The 20,123-nt window shown below is 56.7% G+C and carries 17 protein-coding genes and 1 riboswitch; of the genes, 7 read left to right on the forward strand and 10 right to left on the reverse strand.

All coding sequences use genetic code 11. The features are described from left to right. Positions 1–134: 134 nt before the first annotated feature. Complete coding sequence (locus FN037_RS11215) at positions 135–1,076, forward strand: sugar-binding transcriptional regulator (protein ID WP_138359951.1); 942 nt, start codon at positions 135–137, stop codon at positions 1,074–1,076. A 134-nt stretch (positions 1,077–1,210) separates the two neighbouring features. Here FN037_RS11215 and fbaB read toward each other — a convergent pair whose 3' ends face one another. The 3 genes from fbaB to thiM form a co-directional block, all read right to left on the reverse strand. Then, positions 1,211–2,263, reverse strand: coding sequence for a class I fructose-bisphosphate aldolase (gene fbaB / locus FN037_RS11220; RefSeq protein ID WP_138359952.1), 1,053 nt, complete (start codon positions 2,261–2,263; stop codon positions 1,211–1,213). 292 nt (positions 2,264–2,555) lie between these two features. After that, the gene (gene thiD, locus FN037_RS11225) at positions 2,556–3,356 is read right to left on the reverse strand and encodes a bifunctional hydroxymethylpyrimidine kinase/phosphomethylpyrimidine kinase (RefSeq protein WP_142502256.1); all 801 of its coding nucleotides are present in this window, start codon (positions 3,354–3,356) and stop codon (positions 2,556–2,558) included. Then, entirely contained in the window at positions 3,353–4,126 is a 774-nt protein-coding gene (gene thiM / locus FN037_RS11230; RefSeq protein WP_138359954.1) for a hydroxyethylthiazole kinase, read from the reverse strand. Before thiM ends, thiD begins: the two co-directional genes overlap by 4 nt. 34 nt (positions 4,127–4,160) lie before the next feature. Next, positions 4,161–4,257, reverse strand: a riboswitch (TPP riboswitch). A 173-nt stretch (positions 4,258–4,430) separates the two neighbouring features. Between thiM and FN037_RS11235 the strand changes: the two genes are divergently transcribed. Then, a complete protein-coding gene (locus tag FN037_RS11235) occupies positions 4,431–4,853 on the forward strand; it encodes a universal stress protein (RefSeq protein ID WP_138359955.1) in 423 nt (140 codons plus the stop codon). A gap of 138 nt (positions 4,854–4,991) precedes the next feature. Here FN037_RS11235 and FN037_RS24775 read toward each other — a convergent pair whose 3' ends face one another. Next, a complete protein-coding gene (locus FN037_RS24775; protein ID WP_409513733.1) occupies positions 4,992–5,147 on the reverse strand; it encodes a hypothetical protein in 156 nt (51 codons plus the stop codon). A 1,087-nt stretch (positions 5,148–6,234) separates the two neighbouring features. Further along, positions 6,235–7,158: a LysR family transcriptional regulator gene (locus FN037_RS11240; RefSeq protein ID WP_138359956.1), complete on the reverse strand. Its 924-nt coding sequence runs from the start codon at positions 7,156–7,158 to the stop codon at positions 6,235–6,237. A gap of 130 nt (positions 7,159–7,288) precedes the next feature. Between FN037_RS11240 and FN037_RS11245 the strand changes: the two genes are divergently transcribed. Both FN037_RS11245 and FN037_RS11250 read left to right on the forward strand, forming a co-directional pair. Next, on the forward strand, positions 7,289–9,100 hold the full coding sequence (locus tag FN037_RS11245) for an adenine deaminase (RefSeq protein ID WP_142502257.1): 1,812 nt from the start codon (positions 7,289–7,291) through the stop codon (positions 9,098–9,100). Positions 9,101–9,102: 2 nt separating this feature from the next. Next, positions 9,103–10,446: an NCS2 family permease gene (locus FN037_RS11250; protein WP_142502258.1), complete on the forward strand. Its 1,344-nt coding sequence runs from the start codon at positions 9,103–9,105 to the stop codon at positions 10,444–10,446. Positions 10,447–10,510: 64 nt separating this feature from the next. Here FN037_RS11250 and FN037_RS11255 read toward each other — a convergent pair whose 3' ends face one another. Beyond that, a complete protein-coding gene (locus FN037_RS11255; protein ID WP_138359959.1) occupies positions 10,511–11,425 on the reverse strand; it encodes a LysR family transcriptional regulator in 915 nt (304 codons plus the stop codon). Between the two features lie 170 nt (positions 11,426–11,595). Between FN037_RS11255 and FN037_RS11260 the strand changes: the two genes are divergently transcribed. Next, complete coding sequence (locus tag FN037_RS11260; RefSeq protein ID WP_138359960.1) at positions 11,596–11,913, forward strand: RcnB family protein; 318 nt, start codon at positions 11,596–11,598, stop codon at positions 11,911–11,913. 220 nt (positions 11,914–12,133) lie between these two features. On the opposite strand, the gene apbC is transcribed toward FN037_RS11260, so the two are convergent. Beyond that, positions 12,134–13,243 carry an iron-sulfur cluster carrier protein ApbC gene (apbC, locus tag FN037_RS11265; RefSeq protein WP_138359961.1) on the reverse strand — a complete coding sequence of 370 codons (1,110 nt, stop codon included), beginning with the start codon at positions 13,241–13,243 and terminating at the stop codon, positions 12,134–12,136. A gap of 152 nt (positions 13,244–13,395) precedes the next feature. Here apbC and metG point away from each other — a divergent pair, with 152 nt between their 5' ends. Next, positions 13,396–15,429: a methionine--tRNA ligase gene (metG, locus tag FN037_RS11270; protein WP_142502259.1), complete on the forward strand. Its 2,034-nt coding sequence runs from the start codon at positions 13,396–13,398 to the stop codon at positions 15,427–15,429. A gap of 611 nt (positions 15,430–16,040) precedes the next feature. Here metG and FN037_RS11275 read toward each other — a convergent pair. From FN037_RS11275 to FN037_RS11285, 3 genes are read right to left on the reverse strand one after another with little or no spacing between them, the layout of a single operon-like run. Then, on the reverse strand, positions 16,041–16,508 hold the full coding sequence (locus tag FN037_RS11275) for a DUF1456 family protein (RefSeq protein ID WP_138359963.1): 468 nt from the start codon (positions 16,506–16,508) through the stop codon (positions 16,041–16,043). A 53-nt stretch (positions 16,509–16,561) separates the two neighbouring features. Next, positions 16,562–17,281, reverse strand: a complete 720-nt coding sequence (btsR, locus tag FN037_RS11280; protein WP_138359964.1) for a two-component system response regulator BtsR — start codon at positions 17,279–17,281, stop codon at positions 16,562–16,564. Further along, positions 17,275–18,963 (reverse strand): sensor histidine kinase, encoded by a 1,689-nt coding sequence (locus FN037_RS11285; RefSeq protein WP_142502260.1) that lies wholly within the window; start codon positions 18,961–18,963, stop codon positions 17,275–17,277. The genes btsR and FN037_RS11285 overlap by 7 nt, the downstream gene beginning before the upstream one ends. Positions 18,964–19,173: 210 nt before the next feature. On the opposite strand from FN037_RS11285, the gene FN037_RS11290 reads away from it, so the two are divergent. Then, the gene (locus FN037_RS11290; RefSeq protein WP_142502262.1) at positions 19,174–19,965 is read left to right on the forward strand and encodes a MerR family transcriptional regulator; all 792 of its coding nucleotides are present in this window, start codon (positions 19,174–19,176) and stop codon (positions 19,963–19,965) included. The last annotated feature ends 158 nt before the right edge of the window (positions 19,966–20,123 follow it).

The following is a 20,123-nucleotide window of genomic DNA, read 5'->3' on the forward strand; positions in this document are numbered from 1 at the left end:
AAGAGCAATTGACCAATAAAATTTCAAATGACCAAAATTGAGCGAAAGCTTGCCAGTTATGCCAGCCACGGCGAGAATGCGGTTATTGCCAGGAGAATTTATTGCCGTGGCCAGACACTTAGGGGCAGGAAACCATGAGTAAAGAAGATGATATCCGGCTGGATCAAAAGGTCCGCGCCGCATGGATGTACTACATCGCCGGGCAGAATCAGAGCGAGATCGCCAGCCAGCTTGGCACCTCGCGACCGGTAGTACAGCGGCTGATCGCCGCTGCAAAAGAAGAAGGGATCGTATCGATTAGCTTGCATCATCCCGTGGCGAACTGCCTCGATTATGCGCAGTTGTTGCAGGAAAAATACCAGCTTATCGAGTGCAATATCGTCCCCGCCTTTAGTGAAGAAAGTACCCTGGATAGCGTGTCGTTTGGCTGCTATCAACTGATGGCGCGCTATCTGCAGGACGACAAAGAGAAAATCATCGGCCTTGGTTCTGGCCTGACCCTGAAGAAAGCGCTGCAACGCATCGATTTCGATAGCCTGAATACCCGCTGCGTGGCGCTAATCAGCGCCATGGATGCCGACGGTCAGTGCAACTACTACGATGACGTCCCGCTACTGCTGACCAGTAAAATTAAGGCGAAGTACTATCAGTGGCCCGCGCCACGCTACGCACAAACCCAGGAAGAGCATGATATGTGGTGTACCAGCCGGCTTTTCCGCAGCGTTTCTGCCGTCGCACGGCAGGCGGACGTCATCTTTGTGGGGATTGGGCCATTGGGTAGCCAAAGCCCGATATTTAAAGACGGCTTTATCAATCAGGCGCAGATGGATGAGCTAACGGCGCACGGCGGAATCGGCGAGATCATGGGGCGCTTTATTGATGCCGAAGGCAGCGTGGTTGACAGCGAAATCAACAGAATGATCACCAGCTACGATATTCGCCAGAACCAGTGCCCGCGTATCGCGGTGGCGTGCGGGGAGTATAAGCGTCTGGCTATTCTGGCAGCGCTGAAAGGCGACTGGATCAACGGTCTGGTAACCGATGAACACACCGCCCGCTGGCTGCTGACGCGCTGACGCCAACAACCGGAAAGGAACAGTGGCCGCTCACAGGCAGCGGCCCCAGCCATAGCTCCCGGCGCCCCATAGCGTCAGTCAACACCGCGTCGCAAGAGGACGCCGACACCGGTATCTGTCAGGGCTACGCCGCGTTAAGCAATGGTGACTTTGCTGTCGAGATAGACATCCTGCACGGCATTAATCAATTTCACGCCGTCGGCCATCGACTTTTTAAACGCTTTGCGGCCCAGAATCAGTCCCATCCCGCCCGCGCGCTTATTGATTACCGCCGTACGCACCGCATCGGAGAGGTCGGTCTCGCCACCCGCCGCACCGCCGGAGTTAATCAGCCCGGCACGGCCCATATAGCAGTTCGCCAGTTGATAACGCACCAGGTCAATCGGGTTGTCGGTGGTTAATTTGCTGTAAACCCGGTCATCGGTATAGCCGAAATTCACCGCTTTATAGCCGCCGTTATTTTCCGCCATTTTCTGCTTCACAATATCCGCGCCGATCGTCGCCGCCAGATGGTTAGCCTGACCGGTTAAGTCAGCGGAAACGTGATAGTCGACGCCATCTTTCTTAAACGCCGGGTTACGCAGATAAGCCCAGAGTACGGTGACCAGCCCAAGTTCATGCGCCCGTTCAAAGGCCGCGGAAATCTCCTCAATCTGGCGACGAGACTGTTCAGAACCGAAATAAATCGTCGCCCCTACCGCCACGGCCCCCATATTGAACGCCTGCTCGACGCTGGCGTACAGCGTCTGGTCATACTCCGTCGGATAGCTTAGCGTTTCGTTATGGTTCAGTTTGACCAGGAAAGGGATACGGTGCGCATAGCGGCGGGACACCGAGGCCAGCACGCCATAGGTGGAAGCCACGCAGTTACACCCGGCTTCAATCGCCAGTTCAACGATATTTTTCGGATCAAAGTACAGCGGGTTGGCGGCAAAGGAGGCGCCGGCAGAGTGTTCTACGCCCTGGTCCACCGGCAGGATGGACAGATATCCGCTTCCCGCCAGACGCCCGGTGTTATACAGCGTTTGCATATTACGCAGCACCGCCGGCGGGCGATTATTATCAATCATCACCCGGTCAACGTAGTCCGCGCCCGGTAAATAGAGCTGGTCGGCTGGAATAGTCATACAACGGTGCTGTAAGAGTGTGTCGGCATCTTTGCCAAGCAACTGCGTAATATCAGTCATAGCTATCTCCCGTAAGTGCCGGTCGAAACCGGCAAGCATTTTCCCCGCCCAATTGTTTAGACCCTGGAGCATTCACGTTGCAGGACGGCGGCCAGTGAACGACAGCGTCGTCAGAAACGCACCTGACCAGCCAAAAGCGGGCGAAAGATGAATGAACCGAGTCACACAACCAACGCATATGCAGCCTGAAGTCTGCCGGGTATGGGCAGAGTAAGCCTGGTACCAACTCAGCAGATTTTCCAGCCGGGCGCGCAATTTTTCAGCCTTACCCACTGGCACGTTGTCATGCCGTTTACCACCAGGCGTGGAAATGGTGGACCGGGCCAATCCCGTGCCCCACTTCCAGTGAATCCGCCTGCGCCAGCGCCGCAGAGAGCCAGCTTTTCGCTTCCGTCACGGTCTGTTGCCAGGAGTCATAACGAGGACGTAGCGCCGCCAGCGCCGCCGATAATGTACAGCCCGTGCCGTGAGTATTTTTGGTCTGTACTCTTGGCGCGGTAAAGCGTTGCTCCCCTTCGCGGGTAAACAGCCAGTCCGGGCTCTCGGCGTCATCCAGATGGCCGCCCTTCATTAATACCGCGCCGCAGCCTGATGCCAGTAGGGCTCTCCCTTGCTCCAGCATCTCCTGTTCACTGCGCGCGTGCGGCGCATCCAGCAGCGCCGCCGCTTCCGGCAGATTCGGGGTGATCAGCGCCACCTGCGGCAGCAGGCGCTGGCGCAGCGTTTGCACCGCGCTGTCGGAGAGCAGCGGATCGCCGCTTTTCGCCAGCATCACCGTATCCAGCACCACATTTTTAATCTGATAACGCGCCAGCCGCTCCGCCACCGCTTCCACAATATCGGCTTCCGCCAGCATACCGATTTTGGTGGTGTCGATTCGTACATCGCTAAACACCGAATCCAACTGCGCGGCGACAAAATCGGGTTCAATGCGGTACACCGACTGCACGCCGCGGGTATTTTGCGCCACCAGCGCGGTAATGACCGAGCAGCCATAAGCGCCCAACGCTGAGAAGGTTTTGAGATCCGCCTGGATCCCCGCGCCGCCGCTTGGGTCGGTGCCGGCGATCGTTAAGGCATTGATTCGTTTCATTGGCCGCCCTCCGCGTACAGCGCATCAAGAAAAGCGGGAGTGAAGCTGCCAGGCCCACCCTGCTGCGCCGCTTTTCCACCGGCGAGTTTCATCAGGCCGCAGGCCGCGGCGACGTTCTCCAGACGGTCGCCGGGCATCGCTGTGCTGGCGGCAACCACTGCCGACAGCGCGCAGCCGGTACCAACCACCCGGGTCATCAGCGGATCGCCTCCGGAGACCATCAGCGTGCGCTGGCCATCGGTGATGTAATCGACTTCGCCGGTTACCGCGACCACGGTATTTAACTGGCGAGCCAACGCTTCGGCGGCGGGCAGCGCAGCAGCGGCGCTATCGGTGGTATCGACGCCGCGCCCGCCGCCGCTCATTCCGGCAAGGGCCAACACTTCCGAAGCATTGCCGCGTATCGCGGCAGGCTGTAGCGCCAGCAGTTGCCGACAAAATTCAGTGCGCAGCGTTAGTGCGCCAACCGCTACTGGATCCAGCACCCACGGTTTTCCCGCCTGCCGCGCACTGTGCGCCGCCGCGCGCATCGCCGCGGCGCGTTCTACCGTCAGGGTGCCGACATTAATCAGCAGCGCATCGGCAATCGCAGAAAACTGGCTGGCTTCGTCCGGGTCGATAACCATCGCGGGCGAAGCGCCTGTCGCTAAAAGCACGTTGGCGGTAAATGTCTGCACCACGTCATTCGTCATGCAGTGAATAAGGGGGGAATGGCTGCGTAAAAGGTGCCGCAGACGGGCAATTTGCGCGGGGTTTAGCAGGTCAGGCATCGTTTGCTCCCGCCAGGCGATGAAGAAGCGACGACCCTGCGGTCTCTGACTTCCCTACGCTGGCATTATCCAGATCAGGTGGTACGGGTATTTCTCAGCCTTCACAAGGAAGGGCACCCCGAGTCATTGAGAGATAAAACGTTCTCAGCAGGCAGGTTACGGTATGTCTCTACACAACGCAAGCGACTGCTGATAAGAGAAATAATGTAAGAATATTTAGCGGTACAGCACATTGTTGGATTTGCTTTCCCCTCACGACGGATACACTATGATAAAAAGTGCAACCTTACTTTGAGGTGTCGCTATGCCCGTTTATCACCATGCTCTGGTGCTGATCAACAACAGCCTTGATGGTGTTCCGTTGCTCCAGCACGCCGCCAAAATGGCGGAAGAGAACGCCCTGCGTATTACCATTGCTCATATCAGTACCGACTACCGGGCGCTGAATTATGTCTCCGATAGTCTGCTGGATGATGACGTTTCTCAGGAGGTCATTCAGGCTAAAGCCTTGCTGAGCGAACTGGCGGCGACGGTCTCTATCCCTGTGCAGACGCTCTCGTTGGTCACCACTCGTCGTTTTGCCGATGTTGAAGAGTGCGTGCGCCAGCGAAATATCGATTTGATTATCGCCGGGCATCATAACCGGCTGCTGGGCGTGCTCTCCTCGCACTCTATGGAATACATTAATCACCTGGCCACCGACGTGCTGATCAAGCATCTGCCTTAGCATCCTTTCCCGGAGGCGCTGAGCCTGTCCGGGCCACCATACCGGCGCAGCGCTGTTGCCAATGAGACAGGTCAGGCTTTTGCCGCCATCCGGTAGAAACGCGAGCACAATGTTTGATACAGGTTTGTCATCAGCCTCTTACTGGTCGTCAGTTTGAATCCTTACCCGTTCGGCGTTCAGGGCATCCAGATCAGTGTGGAAGACTGTAGCCAGACCACGAGCCTTCATTAGCTCGGTCAGCACATTGCGCGGTTTATCCCCGCTTGCGCGGGGAACATGAACTTTTCTGAGCATAAAACTATACTCCCTGCGGTTTATCCCCGCTTGCGCGGGGAACATTGACGCAGGGTTACGACGACATCACAGTGACGCGGTTTATCCCCGCTTGCGCGGGGAACATATTATCGCCAGACCACCTGCTCGCAACTCAGCCGGTTTATCCCCGCTTGCGCGGGGAACATAGCAGAATGCCAAAAGCCCTTGTGTCGATGCGCGGTTTATCCCCGCTTGCGCGGGGAACATCGGGGCGGTACAACCCGCCTCAAGCGCGGCTACGGTTTATCCCCGCTTGCGCGGGGAACATCACAAATGACCACCGCATATCGCACCGCGTCGCGGTTTATCCCCGCTTGCGCGGGGAACATTGGCCAGCTTATCAATCCAGTCTTATTATTCACGGTTTATCCCCGCTTGCGCGGGGAACATTTGAAGAGGCTATTGCCGCAATGCCAGTGCCGCGGTTTATCCCCGCTTGCGCGGGGAACATAATTAAAGAGTGCGGCTAACTGGCAGGAGTTACGGTTTATCCCCGCTTGCGCGGGGAACATACTGGTCAAATCACTCACCGACTGTGAACTCGCGGTTTATCCCCGCTTGCGCGGGGAACATTAAACCACAATGGCGACATCGCCGTACATGCCCGGTTTATCCCCGCTTGCGCGGGGAACATATACTGACCAGCCAGACGCGTCAGCAAGGCAGCGGTTTATCCCCGCTTGCGCGGGGAACATGCCAGGAAGACTACCCTCGCGCTGTTTGCACTCGGTTTATCCCCGCTTGCGCGGGGAACATGCTGCTGCTGATGCGCCCGACTGGCCGGGATACGGTTTATCCCCGCTTGCGCGGGGAACATTGATCGACGGCGTGACATTCGCCTGATAATCCCGGTTTATCCCCGCTTGCGCGGGGAACATACTAAATATATCTTATTGTTTTATAATAAATTTATCGACACAAAACATTCTACCGACATTTTTGCAACAACGTGATTTTATTAAAGAGCTATAACGCTTTGATTTTAAAAGACACGATACTGTATTCCATTGCCTCTCTCGTATTTCACCAAAACAAGCGGCGATAGCTATACCTCTACAGAATGCCTCTACAAATCCACTTCCCGCAGCGAACTCTGCAGTAAACAAAAACACGCTTCAATTAACGGCGGCAGGGGCTGTGGCCCGCGCATAAGCGCCACGGTCCGCGTCAGCGCTGGCTGCTGAAGCTGAGCAATCTTCAACGCAGGGTCCTGAAGGTGGGTGGTATAGAGCTCAGGCAAAATCGCCACCGCCAGCCGGGAGCGCACCAGACCATATAGCGTTTCAATATAATCAACCTGATAACGGGTATTTAACGTCAGCCGATGGCTCTCCACCAGCGCCCCGACCAGACGCTGAATATTACCTTTTGAGAATACCGCAATATCGCGCCCCGCCAGCAGCTTCCACGGTAAATGCGGCTGCCCGGCCAGCGGATCGTCACGATGCAGTACCGCAACGAACGGATCTTCACGCAGAGGATAAACCTGCAGTTCAGGCGGCAACGAACGATCAATGGCGCCTACGGCAAAATCTATCTTCCCCGACAAAAGCTCGCAAAACAGAGCATCGTTAGTCTGATCGTGAAACTCCACCCTAAGGCGCGGAAAAGCCTGCGCCAGCGTCTGAGGCAACAACGGAAACAGCAGCGAGCTAACCGAGGGCACCAGGCCAATACGTACCGTACCGTCGCCACCCGCTTCGACAATCTGCCGCATATCCTGAAACGCCAGTTGCGCCACGCTCAATACCCGCCGGGCATGCGGCAAAATCGCCGCCCCCAGATCGGTCAAAGTAACCGCAGAAGCCGTGCGATTGACCAGCTTCCCGCCCAGTACCGTCTCAATTTGCCGCAGCGCGCTGCTTAGCGCCGGTTGGCTGATCGCCAGGCGATTAGCGGTATCGGTGAAATGGCGTAGCTCAGCCAGGGTCACAAAATACTGGATCTGCTTAAGGGAGAGCGCAGGCAGACGCTGCCAGGGTTCGGTCATAGGATTCTTCGTCTTCACTAACGATTATTCTGCAGAATAACCCGAAGTTATCGGGCGATAAATTTATTCATCTGGGCAAACGTTTGCACTGCCCCTAGAGTATCCGCATTATCCTTGTGCCGGAGATGTTATGTCCAGCAGTGCTGAAATCCGCCGTCGCGCCGTTCAGGCCGCTCGCGGCGAATCCCCGTTCGATCTCTTATTGACCGACGCGCAGATTGTCGATATGGCGACCGGCGAAATCCGCGAGGCCGATGTTGGCATCGTCGGTGAAACCATCGCCAGCGTACATCCACGCGGCAGCCGTTCCGATGCCCGCGAACATCGCTCCCTGGCGGGATGTTTTTTGTCGCCAGGGCTGATGGATACTCATGTCCACCTTGAAAGCTCTCACCTGCCGCCGGAACGTTATGCTGAAATCGTCCTGGCCCAGGGCACCACGGCGGTGTTCTGGGATCCCCATGAACTGGCCAACGTACTGGGCGTGGACGGTGTGCGCTATGCCGTCGCCGCCAGTCGCCATCTCCCCTTGCAGGTAATGGTGGCCGCGCCCTCCAGCGTGCCGTCAACGCCGGGGCTGGAGATGTCTGGCGCCGATTTTGCTGGCGCGGAGATGCAAACCATGCTGGCATGGCCGGAAGTACGCGGCGTCGCGGAAGTGATGGATATGCATGGCGTACTGCACGGCAGCGAGCGGATGCAGGAGATCGTTCAGGCCGGTCTGGACAGCGGTAAGCTGATTGAAGGCCACGCCCGCGGTTTGAGCGGCGCGGATCTCCAGGCCTATCTTGCCGCCGGCGTCACGTCCGATCACGAACTGACCTCAGCGGAAGATGCACTGGAAAAACTGCGCGCCGGGCTGACTATCGAAATTCGCGGTTCGCACCCTTACCTGCTGCCAGAGATCGTTAACGCATTGAAAACGCTGCCGCATCTCTCCTCGCAAATCACCGTCTGCACCGATGATGTCCCGCCGGATATGCTACTGGAAAAAGGTGGGATCATTGCCCTGCTCAATCTACTGATTGAACAGGGCCTGCCGGTAACCGACGTCTTGCGCTTCGCGACCCTCAACGCGGCGATCCGTCTGCAGCGTCACGATCTGGGGCTAATTGCCGCCGGGCGTCGCGCCGATCTGGTCGCTTTCGATTCATTAGAAAAGCTTAACGCGCGGCAAGTCTACGTCGCCGGTAAGCTGATTGCGCAAAACGGCGCCCTGCTCCAGCCGGTTCCGGCGGCGAGCGGCGTAACGCCGCCGCGCGACACGCTGCGGATTGCGCCGCTAAGCCCTGACGATTTTGTCCTCCGCGTCGGCGATATTCGCCACGGCGTCGCCCGCCTGCGGCATATTCGCGGCGCGCGTTTTACCCAGTGGGGTGAAGTTGAGGTACAGGTTCGCGATGGCAAAGTGCAACTCCCAGACGGCTTTAGCCTGATTTGGGTTAAGCATCGCCACGATCGCCACCGGGCGACGCCGCAAATCGCCCTGTTAGAGGGCTGGGGGGAGCTGCGCGGCGCTATCGCCACCAGCTACTCACACGACTCGCATAACCTGGTGGTACTGGGCCGCGATGCCGACGATATGGCGCTGGCGGCAAACCGACTGATCGCATCCGGCGGCGGCATGGCGCTGTCGCAGCGGGGCAACATTCTCGCTCACGTGGCGATGCCGATTGCCGGAATGCTCTCCGACTTACCGGCTCCGGAACTGGCCCGGCAGTTCCGCCAGCTTCGCGATCTGAGCGCCGAGATTGCGGACTGGGAACCACCGTACCGCGTGTTTAAGGCAATTGAAGGCACCTGCCTCGCCTGTAATGCCGGTCCGCATTTGACTGATTTAGGTTTGACCGACGGCAGCACCCGCCAGATAGTCGAACCGCTGATAGACTGCCGGGAAATCCCGGAACACACGCATCACAACAATAATCTTCAGGGAGCCTGAGCATGGCCGACAATACCCTTCATACCTCTACGCAAGCAAGCTGGCTGGAGCGCCGTTTTGCTTTGTATTCCCGCGGCAGCACGCTGCGCACCGAGTGCCTCGCCGGTATTACCGGTTTTCTCGCCGCCGCCTATCTGCTGGTGGTTATCCCCGGTCTGCTGGCGGTGGGCGGAATGGATAAAGGCGCGGCGACCACCGGTACGATTCTGGTATTTATCGGCGGCACGCTACTGATGGCGTTTTACGCCAACCTGCCGTTTATCGTCGGGCCGGGGATCGGCGGCTCGGTACTGGTCGGCGTGACGCTCGCGGGCAGCGAGGGAATTGGCTGGCAGGTCGGTCTCGGTATCGCCTGCTGGTCGGGGATTCTGTTTTTCCTGCTAACCAAATTCGGCCTGCGCGAAGTGGTCACCCGTTCGGTGCCGCAGTCCATTAAGCTCGGTCTGACGGCCTCCATCGGGCTGTTCGTCGCCGTGCTGGGGTTTCGCAACGCCGGGCTGGTGCTGGCCAACGCCAAAACCCATGCCCTGATGCTTGGCGATTTTCTCTCTCCGGGAGCGCTGGTGGCGCTTTGCGGACTGTTTCTGGCAATTGCCCTGCAGGCAAGAAAAATCCCCGGTTCGATTTTGTGGGCAATCCTCTTCGCCACCCTCATCGGTATTCCAATGGGCGTGACCAGACTACCGCAGAGCTTTATTGATCTGCCCCACTCGCTGACGCCAGTGCTTGGGCAAATCGACATGATCGGCGCGCTAAATATCGCCTTTCTGCCGTTCCTGTTCGTCTTTTTCGCTTCGGAATTCTTTTCCACGATGGGCACCACCCTGGCGGTGGGCGGCGAAGCAGGGTTGCTGGATGAAGAAGGCAATATGCCGCATATTAATCGCCCGTTTATGGTCGACTCGATCGCCGCCGCCATTGGCCCCTGGCTCGGTATTCCGGCGGCTACCGCGCTGATTGAGTCTTCGGCGGCCGCGGAAGCTGGCGGCAAAACCGGGTTAACCGCGCTGTCGGCGGCGGTGATGTTTCTGCTGATGCTGCTGTTTACGCCAGTCGCGCTCATGATCCCAAAAGAGGCCACCGCCCCTGCACTGATTCTGATCGGTTTGAATATGTTCAGCGGTCTGCGCAAAGTGGATCTGGCGAATTTCACCGACGGGCTGCCGGTGCTGATGATGGTGATGATCACCCTGATTGCCAATAGCTTCGGGACCGGGATTGCCGGTGGGCTGCTGTTTTACGTGGTGATTAAGACCATTGCCGGAAAATGGCGGGAAATCCCGATTGGCCTGTGGATCCTCTCTGTTCCCCTGGTGTACTACTTTACAACGCTGGTGAAACATTAACTTATCCCGCAAGCGGGGCGTTGCCCCTGGCCCGAACGCGCGCGGCATGAACCACGTCGCCCTGTCAGCGCAGCGCTATCGGGGAATTGATGGCTTCACAGTATGCTTTGACCTCTTGATACAACAAGCGCACCGCGGCAGAGAGCTGCTTGCGGTGTGGACAAATCATATTCAGCGGCACCCGATCTCCCTGATAGTGCGGCAGCAGAACCTGCAGCCGCCCTTCACGGATATCATCGCCGACGTCCAGTTGAGATTTAAACGCTATGCCCTCCCCGGCAATGGCCAGGCGACGAATCACCTCCGCATCATCACTCACAATAGTGCCGGAAACCTGAACGTGGTGTACCTGACCATCCAGACTGAGCGGCCAGCGGTCGAACGCTCTGCCTCGCAGCACGTAAGTCAGCGCATTGTGTCGCGCCAGATCCGCCAGCGTCTGCGGTTCGCCATGTTCGGCAATCCAGCCCGGTGAGGCCACCAGCACCCGGCGGTTTTCCGGCGCAACCGGCAAAGAAATAAACGAGGCGCTGCCATTATCGCCGTAGCGAAACGCAACATCTACCGGATCTTTAAACACATCGGTCAGATGGTCAGAAAACAGAATCCGTAAATGCAGCGCAGGATGGCGCTGGCGAAAAGCACGAAACACACGCAGAAGCAGATTACGCCCAAGATCCGACGGTACGGCAATTTGTAACGTGCCGTGAACCTCATCATCCTGAGGGTGAATTTTTTGCAAACCAGCATGCAAAGTATCGAGCATTTGCGTCGCGTAGGGTAGCCAGATCGCCCCTTCCGGCGTCAGGCGTAAACTCCGTGTTGAACGGGCAAAGAGACGAATATTCAGCATCGTTTCCAGACGCTTGATCGCCGCGCTGACCTGCGCGGGCTGCAGCCCCGCTTCCCGCGCCGCATCGCTGAAACTGTTCAATGCCGCTGCGCGGACAAACAATGCCAGATCTTCCAGCCTGAACATAGGAACCCCCAAACCTGGATTATTCTCAAAACAGGCGCAATTCGCCCAAAAATCGTCAGTGCATCACCGTTTACTTACACTTTTAAGCACTCAAACACTTGCCATTTGCTTCATGCATCGGGAATGATACGGGGCTGCGATTTTGTGTCCAGGATAATAATGAGGATATTATGCGTAAAACAAAAATGATGCTTCTGGGCGTACTCTTGGCCTGCACGAGTGGAGCATGGGCTGCTACCGACAGCGCGATACAGAAATATGCGCTGGATGGCGTTACCGCAGACTTCAAACAATTCCGCATCGGCGATACCGTACCGCCGCTGTACCTCACGCCAGAATATAATATAAAGCAGTGGCAGTTGCGCAATCTTCCGGCGCCTGATGCCGGTACTCACTGGACTTATATGGGCGGGAGCTACGTGCTGATTACCGATACCGGGGGAAAAATCCTCAAAATCTATGATGGCGAGATTTTCTACCATCGTTAACATCCACTCGCCAGCGCGCCATCTCTGCCGCTGGCGTGCTGCGGCTTTTTTCAGCGGATAAAACATCACGCTATAGCAACGATAAGCGTCATTATTATCCGCGCCCTGCAATAACATTAACATCCCGGTACTGACCTGGCCGATCGGCATAACTTTCTTGCGATGCGTATAAAAAAACCGTGCGCTGCAAAACACCGCACGGTTCAGCATGATAAGAGAATTACACCGCGCGGAAGGCGATCTCGCCGGGGATCACTTCCCCTTGCCAGTACAACTGCGCCGCGACGCGGTCTGCCAGTTGGCGATAAATTTCGGTAAACTCGCTTTCCGGACGCGCCACCACCGTCGGCGTGCCTTTGTCGAGATCTTCACGCAGAGTGATATGCAGCGGCAACTGGCCCAGCAGCTGAGTGTGGTATTTTTCCGCCAGCTTTTGCGCGCCGCCGGTACCGAAGATAGGTTCGTGGTGGCCGCAGTTGCTGCAAATATGCACGCTCATGTTTTCCACGATACCCAGCACCGGCACGTCGACTTTTTCAAACATCACGATGCCTTTTTTGGCGTCAATCAGCGCGATATCCTGCGGCGTGGTGACCACGACCGCGCCGGTTACCGGAATGTTCTGCGCCAGCGTCAGCTGAATGTCGCCGGTGCCTGGCGGCATATCCAGCACCAGATAATCAAGATCCGGCCATAATGTTTCCTGCAACATCTGCATTAGTGCTTTACTGGCCATCGGGCCGCGCCACACCATGGCGTTGTCGTCGGTCACCAGATAACCGATGGAGTTGGTGGCGAGACCAAATTTCATAATCGGCGCCATATGGGTGCCGTCCGGCGAGGTCGGACGCTGGTCTTCCGCGCCAAGCATGGTCGGGATCGAGGGGCCGTAAATATCGGCATCCAGCAGTCCGACTTTCGCCCCTTCCGCCGCCAGCGCCAGCGCCAGGTTGACCGCCGTGGACGATTTGCCCACCCCACCTTTGCCCGAACTGATGGCGATGATATTTTTCACACCGTTGATACCGGGCTGGTTTTTCACCCGCTGAAGGGTCGCGATACTGTGCGTCAGCTTCCAGTCGATGGCTTTCGCCCCGGTAATACGCAGTAGCTCCGCGCTGCACTGCTCTTTTAACGTTTCAAATGCGCTATGCCAGACAAACGGCATCTGAATTTCGATATGTACGGTTTCATCCAGCCAGGCGACGTGATGCAGCGCCTTCAAGGTGGTGAGGTTATGTTTCAGGGTTGGGTGCTGGAAATTGGCCAGGGTCCCGGCGACCATCGCGCGTAGACGTTCGGGGGATTTGCCCAGGATTTGCGAACTCATCCCGACTCCTTTTGTTATTGTGAGTTGAATCTTGTCGCTTAAGTTTACCCCAAAGGGAATAATTCCCCCACAATAAGCTTTGGGCTTACCAAATTATTGCCTTTGCGGTAACATCAAACCCCCTTTTTACAATAGAAGATGTAATCCCCACTATGACTCAAGTCGCGAAGAAAATTCTGGTAACGTGCGCGCTGCCGTACGCAAACGGCTCAATCCACCTCGGCCACATGCTGGAGCACATCCAGGCTGATGTCTGGGTCCGTTACCAGCGAATGCGCGGCCACGAAGTCAACTTCATCTGCGCCGACGACGCTCACGGCACGCCGATCATGCTGAAAGCGCAACAGCTCGGCATCACGCCGGAGCAGATGATTGGCGAAATGAGTCAGGAGCATCAGACCGACTTTGCTGGCTTCGACATCAGCTACGATAACTATCACTCCACGCACAGCGAGGAAAACCGCGAGCTGTCGGAGCTTATCTACACGCGCCTGAAAGAGAATGGTTTCATCAAGAATCGCACCATCTCTCAGCTCTACGATCCGGAAAAAGGCATGTTCCTGCCGGACCGTTTCGTCAAAGGCACCTGCCCGAAATGTAAATCTCCGGATCAGTACGGCGACAACTGCGAGGTGTGCGGCGCGACCTACAGCCCGACCGAGCTTATCGAACCGAAATCGGTGGTTTCCGGCGCCACGCCGGTGATGCGCGACTCCGAGCACTTCTTCTTCGATCTGCCATCATTCAGCGACATGCTGCAGGCGTGGACCCGCAGCGGCGCGCTGCAGGAGCAGGTGGCGAATAAAATGCAGGAGTGGTTCGAATCCGGCCTGCAGCAGTGGGATATCTCCCGCGACGCGCCGTACTTCGGCTTCGAAATCCCCAACGCGCCGGGCAAATATTTCTACGTCTGGCTGGACGCGCCGATTGGCTATATGGGTTCCTTCAAGAACCTGTGCGATAAGCGCGGCGATACCACCCGCTTCGATGAATACTGGAAAAAAGACTCCAGCACCGAGCTGTATCACTTTATCGGCAAAGATATCGTCTACTTCCACAGCCTGTTCTGGCCAGCCATGCTGGAAGGCAGCAATTTCCGCAAGCCGACCAACCTGTTCGTGCACGGCTACGTGACGGTCAATGGCGCGAAGATGTCCAAGTCACGCGGTACCTTTATTAAGGCCAGTACCTGGCTGAACCATTTTGACGCCGATAGCCTGCGCTACTACTACACCGCCAAGCTCTCCTCGCGTATTGATGACATCGACCTGAATCTGGAAGATTTCGTCCAGCGAGTGAACGCCGACATCGTCAATAAAGTGGTTAACCTGGCATCGCGTAACGCCGGTTTTATCAATAAACGTTTCGACGGCGTGCTGTCCGCTGAGCTGGCCGATCCGGCGTTGTACAAGACCTTCACCGACGCGGCGGCCACCATTGGCGAAGCCTGGGAGAGCCGTGAGTTCGGTAAAGCCATCCGCGAGATCATGGCGCTGGCCGACGTCGCGAACCGCTACGTTGATGAGCAGGCCCCGTGGGTTGTCGCCAAACAGGAAGGCCGCGATGCCGACCTGCAGGCCATCTGCACCATGGGCCTGAACATGTTCCGCGTGCTGATGACCTGGCTGAAGCCGGTTCTCCCGCAGCTGGCGACGCGCGCCGAAGCGTTCCTCAATAGCGAACTAAGCTGGGATGCTATCCAGCAGCCGCTGCTCGGCCATAAGATCAATACTTTCAAGGCGCTGTATAACCGCATTGAGATGAAGCAGGTTGAGGCGCTGGTTGACGCGTCGAAAGAGGAAGTGAAAGCGCTGTCAGCGCCGGTAAGCGGCCCGCTGACGGAAGATCCGATTCAGGAAACCATCAGTTTTGACGATTTCGCCAAAGTGGATATGCGTATCGCGCTGATTGAAAACGCTGAGTTTGTAGACGGTTCCGACAAGCTGCTGCGCCTGACGCTGGATCTCGGCGGCGAGAAGCGTAACGTCTTCTCCGGTATCCGCTCCGCCTACCCGGACCCGCAGGTTCTGATTGGCCGTCTGACGGTGATGGTCGCCAACCTGGCGCCGCGTAAAATGCGCTTCGGTATGTCGGAGGGTATGGTGATGGCCGCCGGGCCTGGCGGAAAAGATATTTTCCTCTTGAGCCCGGACAGCGGCGCACAGCCAGGTCAGCAGGTTAAGTAATACTGCATAAAGCGCTGCTCCGGCAGCGTTTTTTATTTATCTATTCTAAAATACCTCACTTTCTTTTTCGGGTGGTTTTAGCGAACGGCCTGATGGGGTGACAGGACTGACGGTATCGTCGGTTTTTTATGGCCTACAGCGCCGGGAGAGTAACAGATTGATTGTTGGCTCACCGCAGGGGGGTTGGGCGCATCAAGGAAACCTGGCGGGAACGCAGGCGCGCATCCAGGACTGGCCGCCAGGACGGCGGCCAGAGGGCGGGTCGAGACAGGGACAAAATTGCCGGGAGCAATTTTGAACAACGCTTGCGCTGGCTCCGGAGGGGCGAGTCCCAGGGATGGGACGAGACAGGACGTCGAGTCCCGCCCGGTCCGCCAGATGAAGCCGGAGTGGAGCGGACCGCGCAGCGGCAGGTTTTCAGCGCAATGCCGGGGGTCATGGGGGCGAGCGAAACGCCCCCATGCCGTTCACAGGCTGCAGGGACGGCATATATCCTCGTACTGACGGTGAACGGAACAGCACACTGAATCAAATGGGAAAAGCAAATATGCGCCACTTTCTCCACAACCCACCGTTTAACGTCCTCTTTCTGGCCTGGGGCCAGATGCCGGTTACGGCTTCGCGTGCTCGCGCTCGCTCAACCCGCGCAGAAAATAACGCAGGAACTGATCGCCGCACTCACGAAAGTTTTTATGCTCTGGGGCGCGCATCATCGCGGTAATTTCCGGCATGGCGACACGAAATTTCTGTTGGGTAAGAATAGCGAGAATGTCATCTGTCTTCAGAGAGAAGGCGATGCGCAGTTTTTTCAGCACGATATTATTATTCACCCGGCGATCGAGCGCCAGCGGCGGCGCGGCATCATCTTTACCGCGTTTGTCGTAAATCAGGCCGTTAAGAAAACCCGACAACACGATATCCGGGCAGCGCGCAAACCCCTCTTCGTCTTCTTTTTTCAGCCAGGGTACCAGTTGCTCCGCGCTGACCGGCGTATCCGCCAGCGCAAAAATGCGCACCAGGCCGCTATTATTGCTTTTCAGGGTGTAGCGCAGGCTACGTAAGATATCGTTACTGATCATAATGCCTTCATGATGAAAAATTCTGGCGCTAAGTCTATCACGATTCCGCCGTTTTACAGCCCGATCGCCTCTTTCAGGCTTTTCAGATAGCGGCGACTGACCGGTACTGTATGCCCGGCGCGCATCAGCAGCTCCGCCTGACCGTTCTCTTCAAGGCGGATCTCCTTAAGATGGGCCATATTGACCAGATACTGGCGATGGCAACGCAAGAGTGGTGTACGGTTCTCCAGCGTGCGCAGAGTCAGTTCGGTAAATCCTTCCTTCCCTTCGCTGTCAGTCACGTAAATACCGCTCATCCGACTGCTGACAAAAGCCACGTCTTCCATCTGCAGTAACCAGATCCGACTGTGGCCGGTGCAGGGAATATATTTTAGCGCCTGCTGGGTATCGTCGAGAACGGTCATATCCTGCAGGCTGCGCTCCTGGCGCAGGCGAGCCAGCGTTTTTTCCAGCCTCCCGGACTCAATCGGTTTAAGCAAATAATCAAACGCATGCTCTTCGAATGCTTTAACCGCATACTCATCAAAAGCGGTGAGAAACACGATATAGGGCCGATGCTCAGGGTCGAGCATCCCGACCATCTCCAGCCCACTGATTCGCGGCATCTGAATATCCAGAAACAGAACGTCCGGACGCAGTTTATGCACTGCCCCAATCGCCTCGACGGCATTGCCACACTCGCCGACAATCTCAATATCCGGCTGTGCCTCCAGTAGAATACGCAAATTTTCACGCGCCAGCGGTTCATCGTCGACAATCAATACTTTTAACATGCGTTCTCCTCCAGAGGCAGCCGCAGCGTGACGCGGGTAAAACACTCCGGCTCACAGGTAACGGAGATCCCGCAATCGACTCCGAAGCGCGCCCGCAGCCGCCGGTCGACCAGGTTCATGCCCAGCCCGCTAGCGCCAGGTTTGTCCTGATACAACCCGGCGTTATCTTCAATATCCAGCTGCAGCCAGCGCTCATGCTGACTGGCGCGAATGGTAATTTCCCCGACGCCGAGATGCTGCGACGTCCCGTGCTTAATGGCGTTTTCGACAATCGGCTGCAGCGTAAACGCCGGCAACTGATGCTGCGCCAGCGCGTCGGGTACCAGCATCTGAATATGTAAATTGGCCTGGAAACGCGCTTTTTCGATCTGTAAATAGGCGTTCACATGTTCAATTTCATCCGCCAGGGTGACGATTTCCGCAGGCCGTTTCAGGTTTTTGCGGAAGAAGGTCGACAGATACTGCACCAGTTGTCCGGCCTGGTCGCTGTCACGACGAATCACTGCTTTTAGCGTATTCAACGCGTTGAACAGGAAGTGTGGGTTCACCTGGGCGTGCAGCAGCTTAATTTCCGACTGCGTCAGCAACGCTTTCTGCCGCTCATACTGTCCGGCCAGGATCTGCGCCGACAGCAACTGCGCGATGCCCTCCCCCAGCGTCCGGTTAATAGAACTAAACAGACGATTTTTCGCTTCATAGAGCTTAATGGTGCCAATCACCCGCTGATTCTCGCCGCGCAGTGGAATAACCAGCGTGGAACCCAGTTTGCAGCCGGGATGAATCGAGCAGCGGTAAGGCACTTCATTACCGTCAGCATAGACCACTTCGCCGGTATCAATCGCCTTTTGGGTATACGAGGAGGAAATCGGCTTACCGGGCAGATGGTGATCGTCGCCGATCCCGGTAAATGCCAGCAGCTTGTCACGATCGGTTATTGCCACCGCGCCAATATCCAGTTCCTGGATCAGTACCTGCGCGACTTTCATACTGTTTTCTTCGTTAAACCCCTGACGCAGGATACCTTCCGTCGAAGCGGCAACTTTTAGCGCCGTGGCCGAGAATGCCGAGGTATATTTTTCAAACATCGCCCGCTTATCGAGCAGAATGCGCATAAACAGCGCCGCCCCGACGGTATTGGTGACCATCATCGGCGCGGCAATGCTCTGCACCAGATGCAGAGCGTCGGCGAAGGGGCGGGCGATAAGCAGAATAATCAGCATTTGCACCGATTCGGCAAAGAAGGTAATCGCGCCGGCAGTAAGCGGGCTGAAGACTTTATCTGGCCGTCCGCGCTTCACCAGAATACTGTGCACCAGCCCGCCGAGCAGGCCTTCGACGATAGTGGAGACCATGCAGCTCAGCGCCGTCATGCCCCCCAGCGAATAGCGATGCAGCCCGCCAGTCAGCCCCACCAGTCCACCGACCACCGGGCCACCGAGCAGCCCCCCCATCACTGCGCCAATCGCGCGCGTATTGGCAATGGAGTCTTCGATATGCAAACCGAAGTAGGTGCCCAGGATGCAGAAAATGGAAAAGGTGACGTAACAGAGTAATTTGTGCGGCAGGCGAACGGTGACCTGCATCAGAGGGATGAACAGCCGCGTTTTGCTCATCAGCCAGGCAATGACCAAAAACACACACATCTGCTGAAGCAGCAGCAACACCAGATCAAACTCGTACATACCCGCAAACCACACTTCGCCTGAAAGCGCGTAACATACACTGCCCGGTAATAACTTTCTTTGAAGCAATACAAGAAAATGATAATTCAGGGTAACGATCACATTTCTTGCTGCCAGCCCCGTCCTTTTCTGGACAAAAAATAAGCAAAATTGTCGCTTTCAGCCAACAGCTTCTACAGTTAATGCAGGAGAACAGCGCGGGAGGAAAAAATGGCGCTTTATACAATCGGCGAAGTCGCGCAGCTTTGCGACATCAATCCCGTCACGTTACGCGCCTGGCAGCGGCGCTATGGATTATTGAAACCTCAGCGCACCGATGGCGGTCATCGCTTATTCAACGATCATGAGATTGACCGCATTCGCGAAATTAAGCGCTGGATCGATTCCGGCGTTCAGGTCGGGAAAGTGAAAACGCTGTTGATGGACAGCGAACAGGAGATCGCCGATGGCTGGCGTGCCCAGCAAGAGATCCTGCTCGGCTATCTGCAAAATGGCAGCTATCATCGTTTGCGCATGTGGCTGAAAGAGCGCAACCACAGTGAATCAGCACACACGCTGGTTAAGCACCTGATTAATCCGCTGCGCCAGCGTCTGCTTAGCCCGCAGCCGGCGCTGCGGGCGTTGCGGGGTATTCTTGATGGTATTCTGATTACTCATGTCGCCTGCCATCTTTCTGGCGCCGCAAAACACACAGGCAGCCATGCGCTGGTGATCGGCTGGAATGTGAATGATATTACCCGGCTGTGGCTGGAGGGGTGGATAGCCTGCGAGCAAGGCTGGCGGGTGGATATCCTTGCCCATTCGCTGACCCAGATTCGCCCGGAGCTTTTTCCCGACAGCACATTAATGATCTGGTGCGGCGACGCCCCCTGTAGCGCTCAGGTCAATCAAATGCGTCTCTGGGAGCAACAGCGTCAGGTTATCTGGCTGAATAATGCGGCGGCAACCTCTCCCGCAGATCGTACGTACGCGTTGCCCGACGCAGTTCCGCCGGGAAGATGACCGTAGCTAAGAGCCTATCCCATTAGGGCTATTTTGCTTGTCATTTTGAACCCGGGCAGTGCTCTGAATCCTCACGTACTAGGTGTACGCTCCGGTTCTTCCCCGCTGGCCGTATTCAAACTGGCTGCGCCAATAACGCCTGGTGGGATAGGCTCTAA

Origin of the sequence: Klebsiella sp. 2680 (genome assembly GCF_900198535.1) — a bacterium.
GTDB classification, from domain to species: Bacteria; Pseudomonadota; Gammaproteobacteria; order Enterobacterales; family Enterobacteriaceae; genus Klebsiella; species Klebsiella indica.

What these genes read in the sequence shown, in the direction of transcription:
- thiM (WP_138359954.1), bottom strand. Translation starts at nt 4,126, where the DNA reads ATGCCTGACCTGCTAAACCCCGCGCAAATTGCCCGTCTGCGGCACCTT.
- FN037_RS11245 (WP_142502257.1), top strand. Translation starts at nt 7,289, where the DNA reads ATGTCCAGCAGTGCTGAAATCCGCCGTCGCGCCGTTCAGGCCGCTCGC.
- FN037_RS11250 (WP_142502258.1), top strand. Translation starts at nt 9,103, where the DNA reads ATGGCCGACAATACCCTTCATACCTCTACGCAAGCAAGCTGGCTGGAG.
- metG (WP_142502259.1), top strand. Translation starts at nt 13,396, where the DNA reads ATGACTCAAGTCGCGAAGAAAATTCTGGTAACGTGCGCGCTGCCGTAC.
- FN037_RS11215 (WP_138359951.1), top strand. Translation starts at nt 135, where the DNA reads ATGAGTAAAGAAGATGATATCCGGCTGGATCAAAAGGTCCGCGCCGCA.
- FN037_RS11255 (WP_138359959.1), bottom strand. Translation starts at nt 11,425, where the DNA reads ATGTTCAGGCTGGAAGATCTGGCATTGTTTGTCCGCGCAGCGGCATTG.
- FN037_RS11285 (WP_142502260.1), bottom strand. Translation starts at nt 18,963, where the DNA reads ATGTACGAGTTTGATCTGGTGTTGCTGCTGCTTCAGCAGATGTGTGTG.
- btsR (WP_138359964.1), bottom strand. Translation starts at nt 17,281, where the DNA reads ATGTTAAAAGTATTGATTGTCGACGATGAACCGCTGGCGCGTGAAAAT.
- FN037_RS11235 (WP_138359955.1), top strand. Translation starts at nt 4,431, where the DNA reads ATGCCCGTTTATCACCATGCTCTGGTGCTGATCAACAACAGCCTTGAT.
- apbC (WP_138359961.1), bottom strand. Translation starts at nt 13,243, where the DNA reads ATGAGTTCGCAAATCCTGGGCAAATCCCCCGAACGTCTACGCGCGATG.
- FN037_RS11260 (WP_138359960.1), top strand. Translation starts at nt 11,596, where the DNA reads ATGCGTAAAACAAAAATGATGCTTCTGGGCGTACTCTTGGCCTGCACG.
- FN037_RS24775 (WP_409513733.1), bottom strand. Translation starts at nt 5,147, where the DNA reads ATGCTCAGAAAAGTTCATGTTCCCCGCGCAAGCGGGGATAAACCGCGC.
- FN037_RS11240 (WP_138359956.1), bottom strand. Translation starts at nt 7,158, where the DNA reads ATGACCGAACCCTGGCAGCGTCTGCCTGCGCTCTCCCTTAAGCAGATC.
- fbaB (WP_138359952.1), bottom strand. Translation starts at nt 2,263, where the DNA reads ATGACTGATATTACGCAGTTGCTTGGCAAAGATGCCGACACACTCTTA.
- FN037_RS11275 (WP_138359963.1), bottom strand. Translation starts at nt 16,508, where the DNA reads ATGATCAGTAACGATATCTTACGTAGCCTGCGCTACACCCTGAAAAGC.
- thiD (WP_142502256.1), bottom strand. Translation starts at nt 3,356, where the DNA reads ATGAAACGAATCAATGCCTTAACGATCGCCGGCACCGACCCAAGCGGC.
- FN037_RS11290 (WP_142502262.1), top strand. Translation starts at nt 19,174, where the DNA reads ATGGCGCTTTATACAATCGGCGAAGTCGCGCAGCTTTGCGACATCAAT.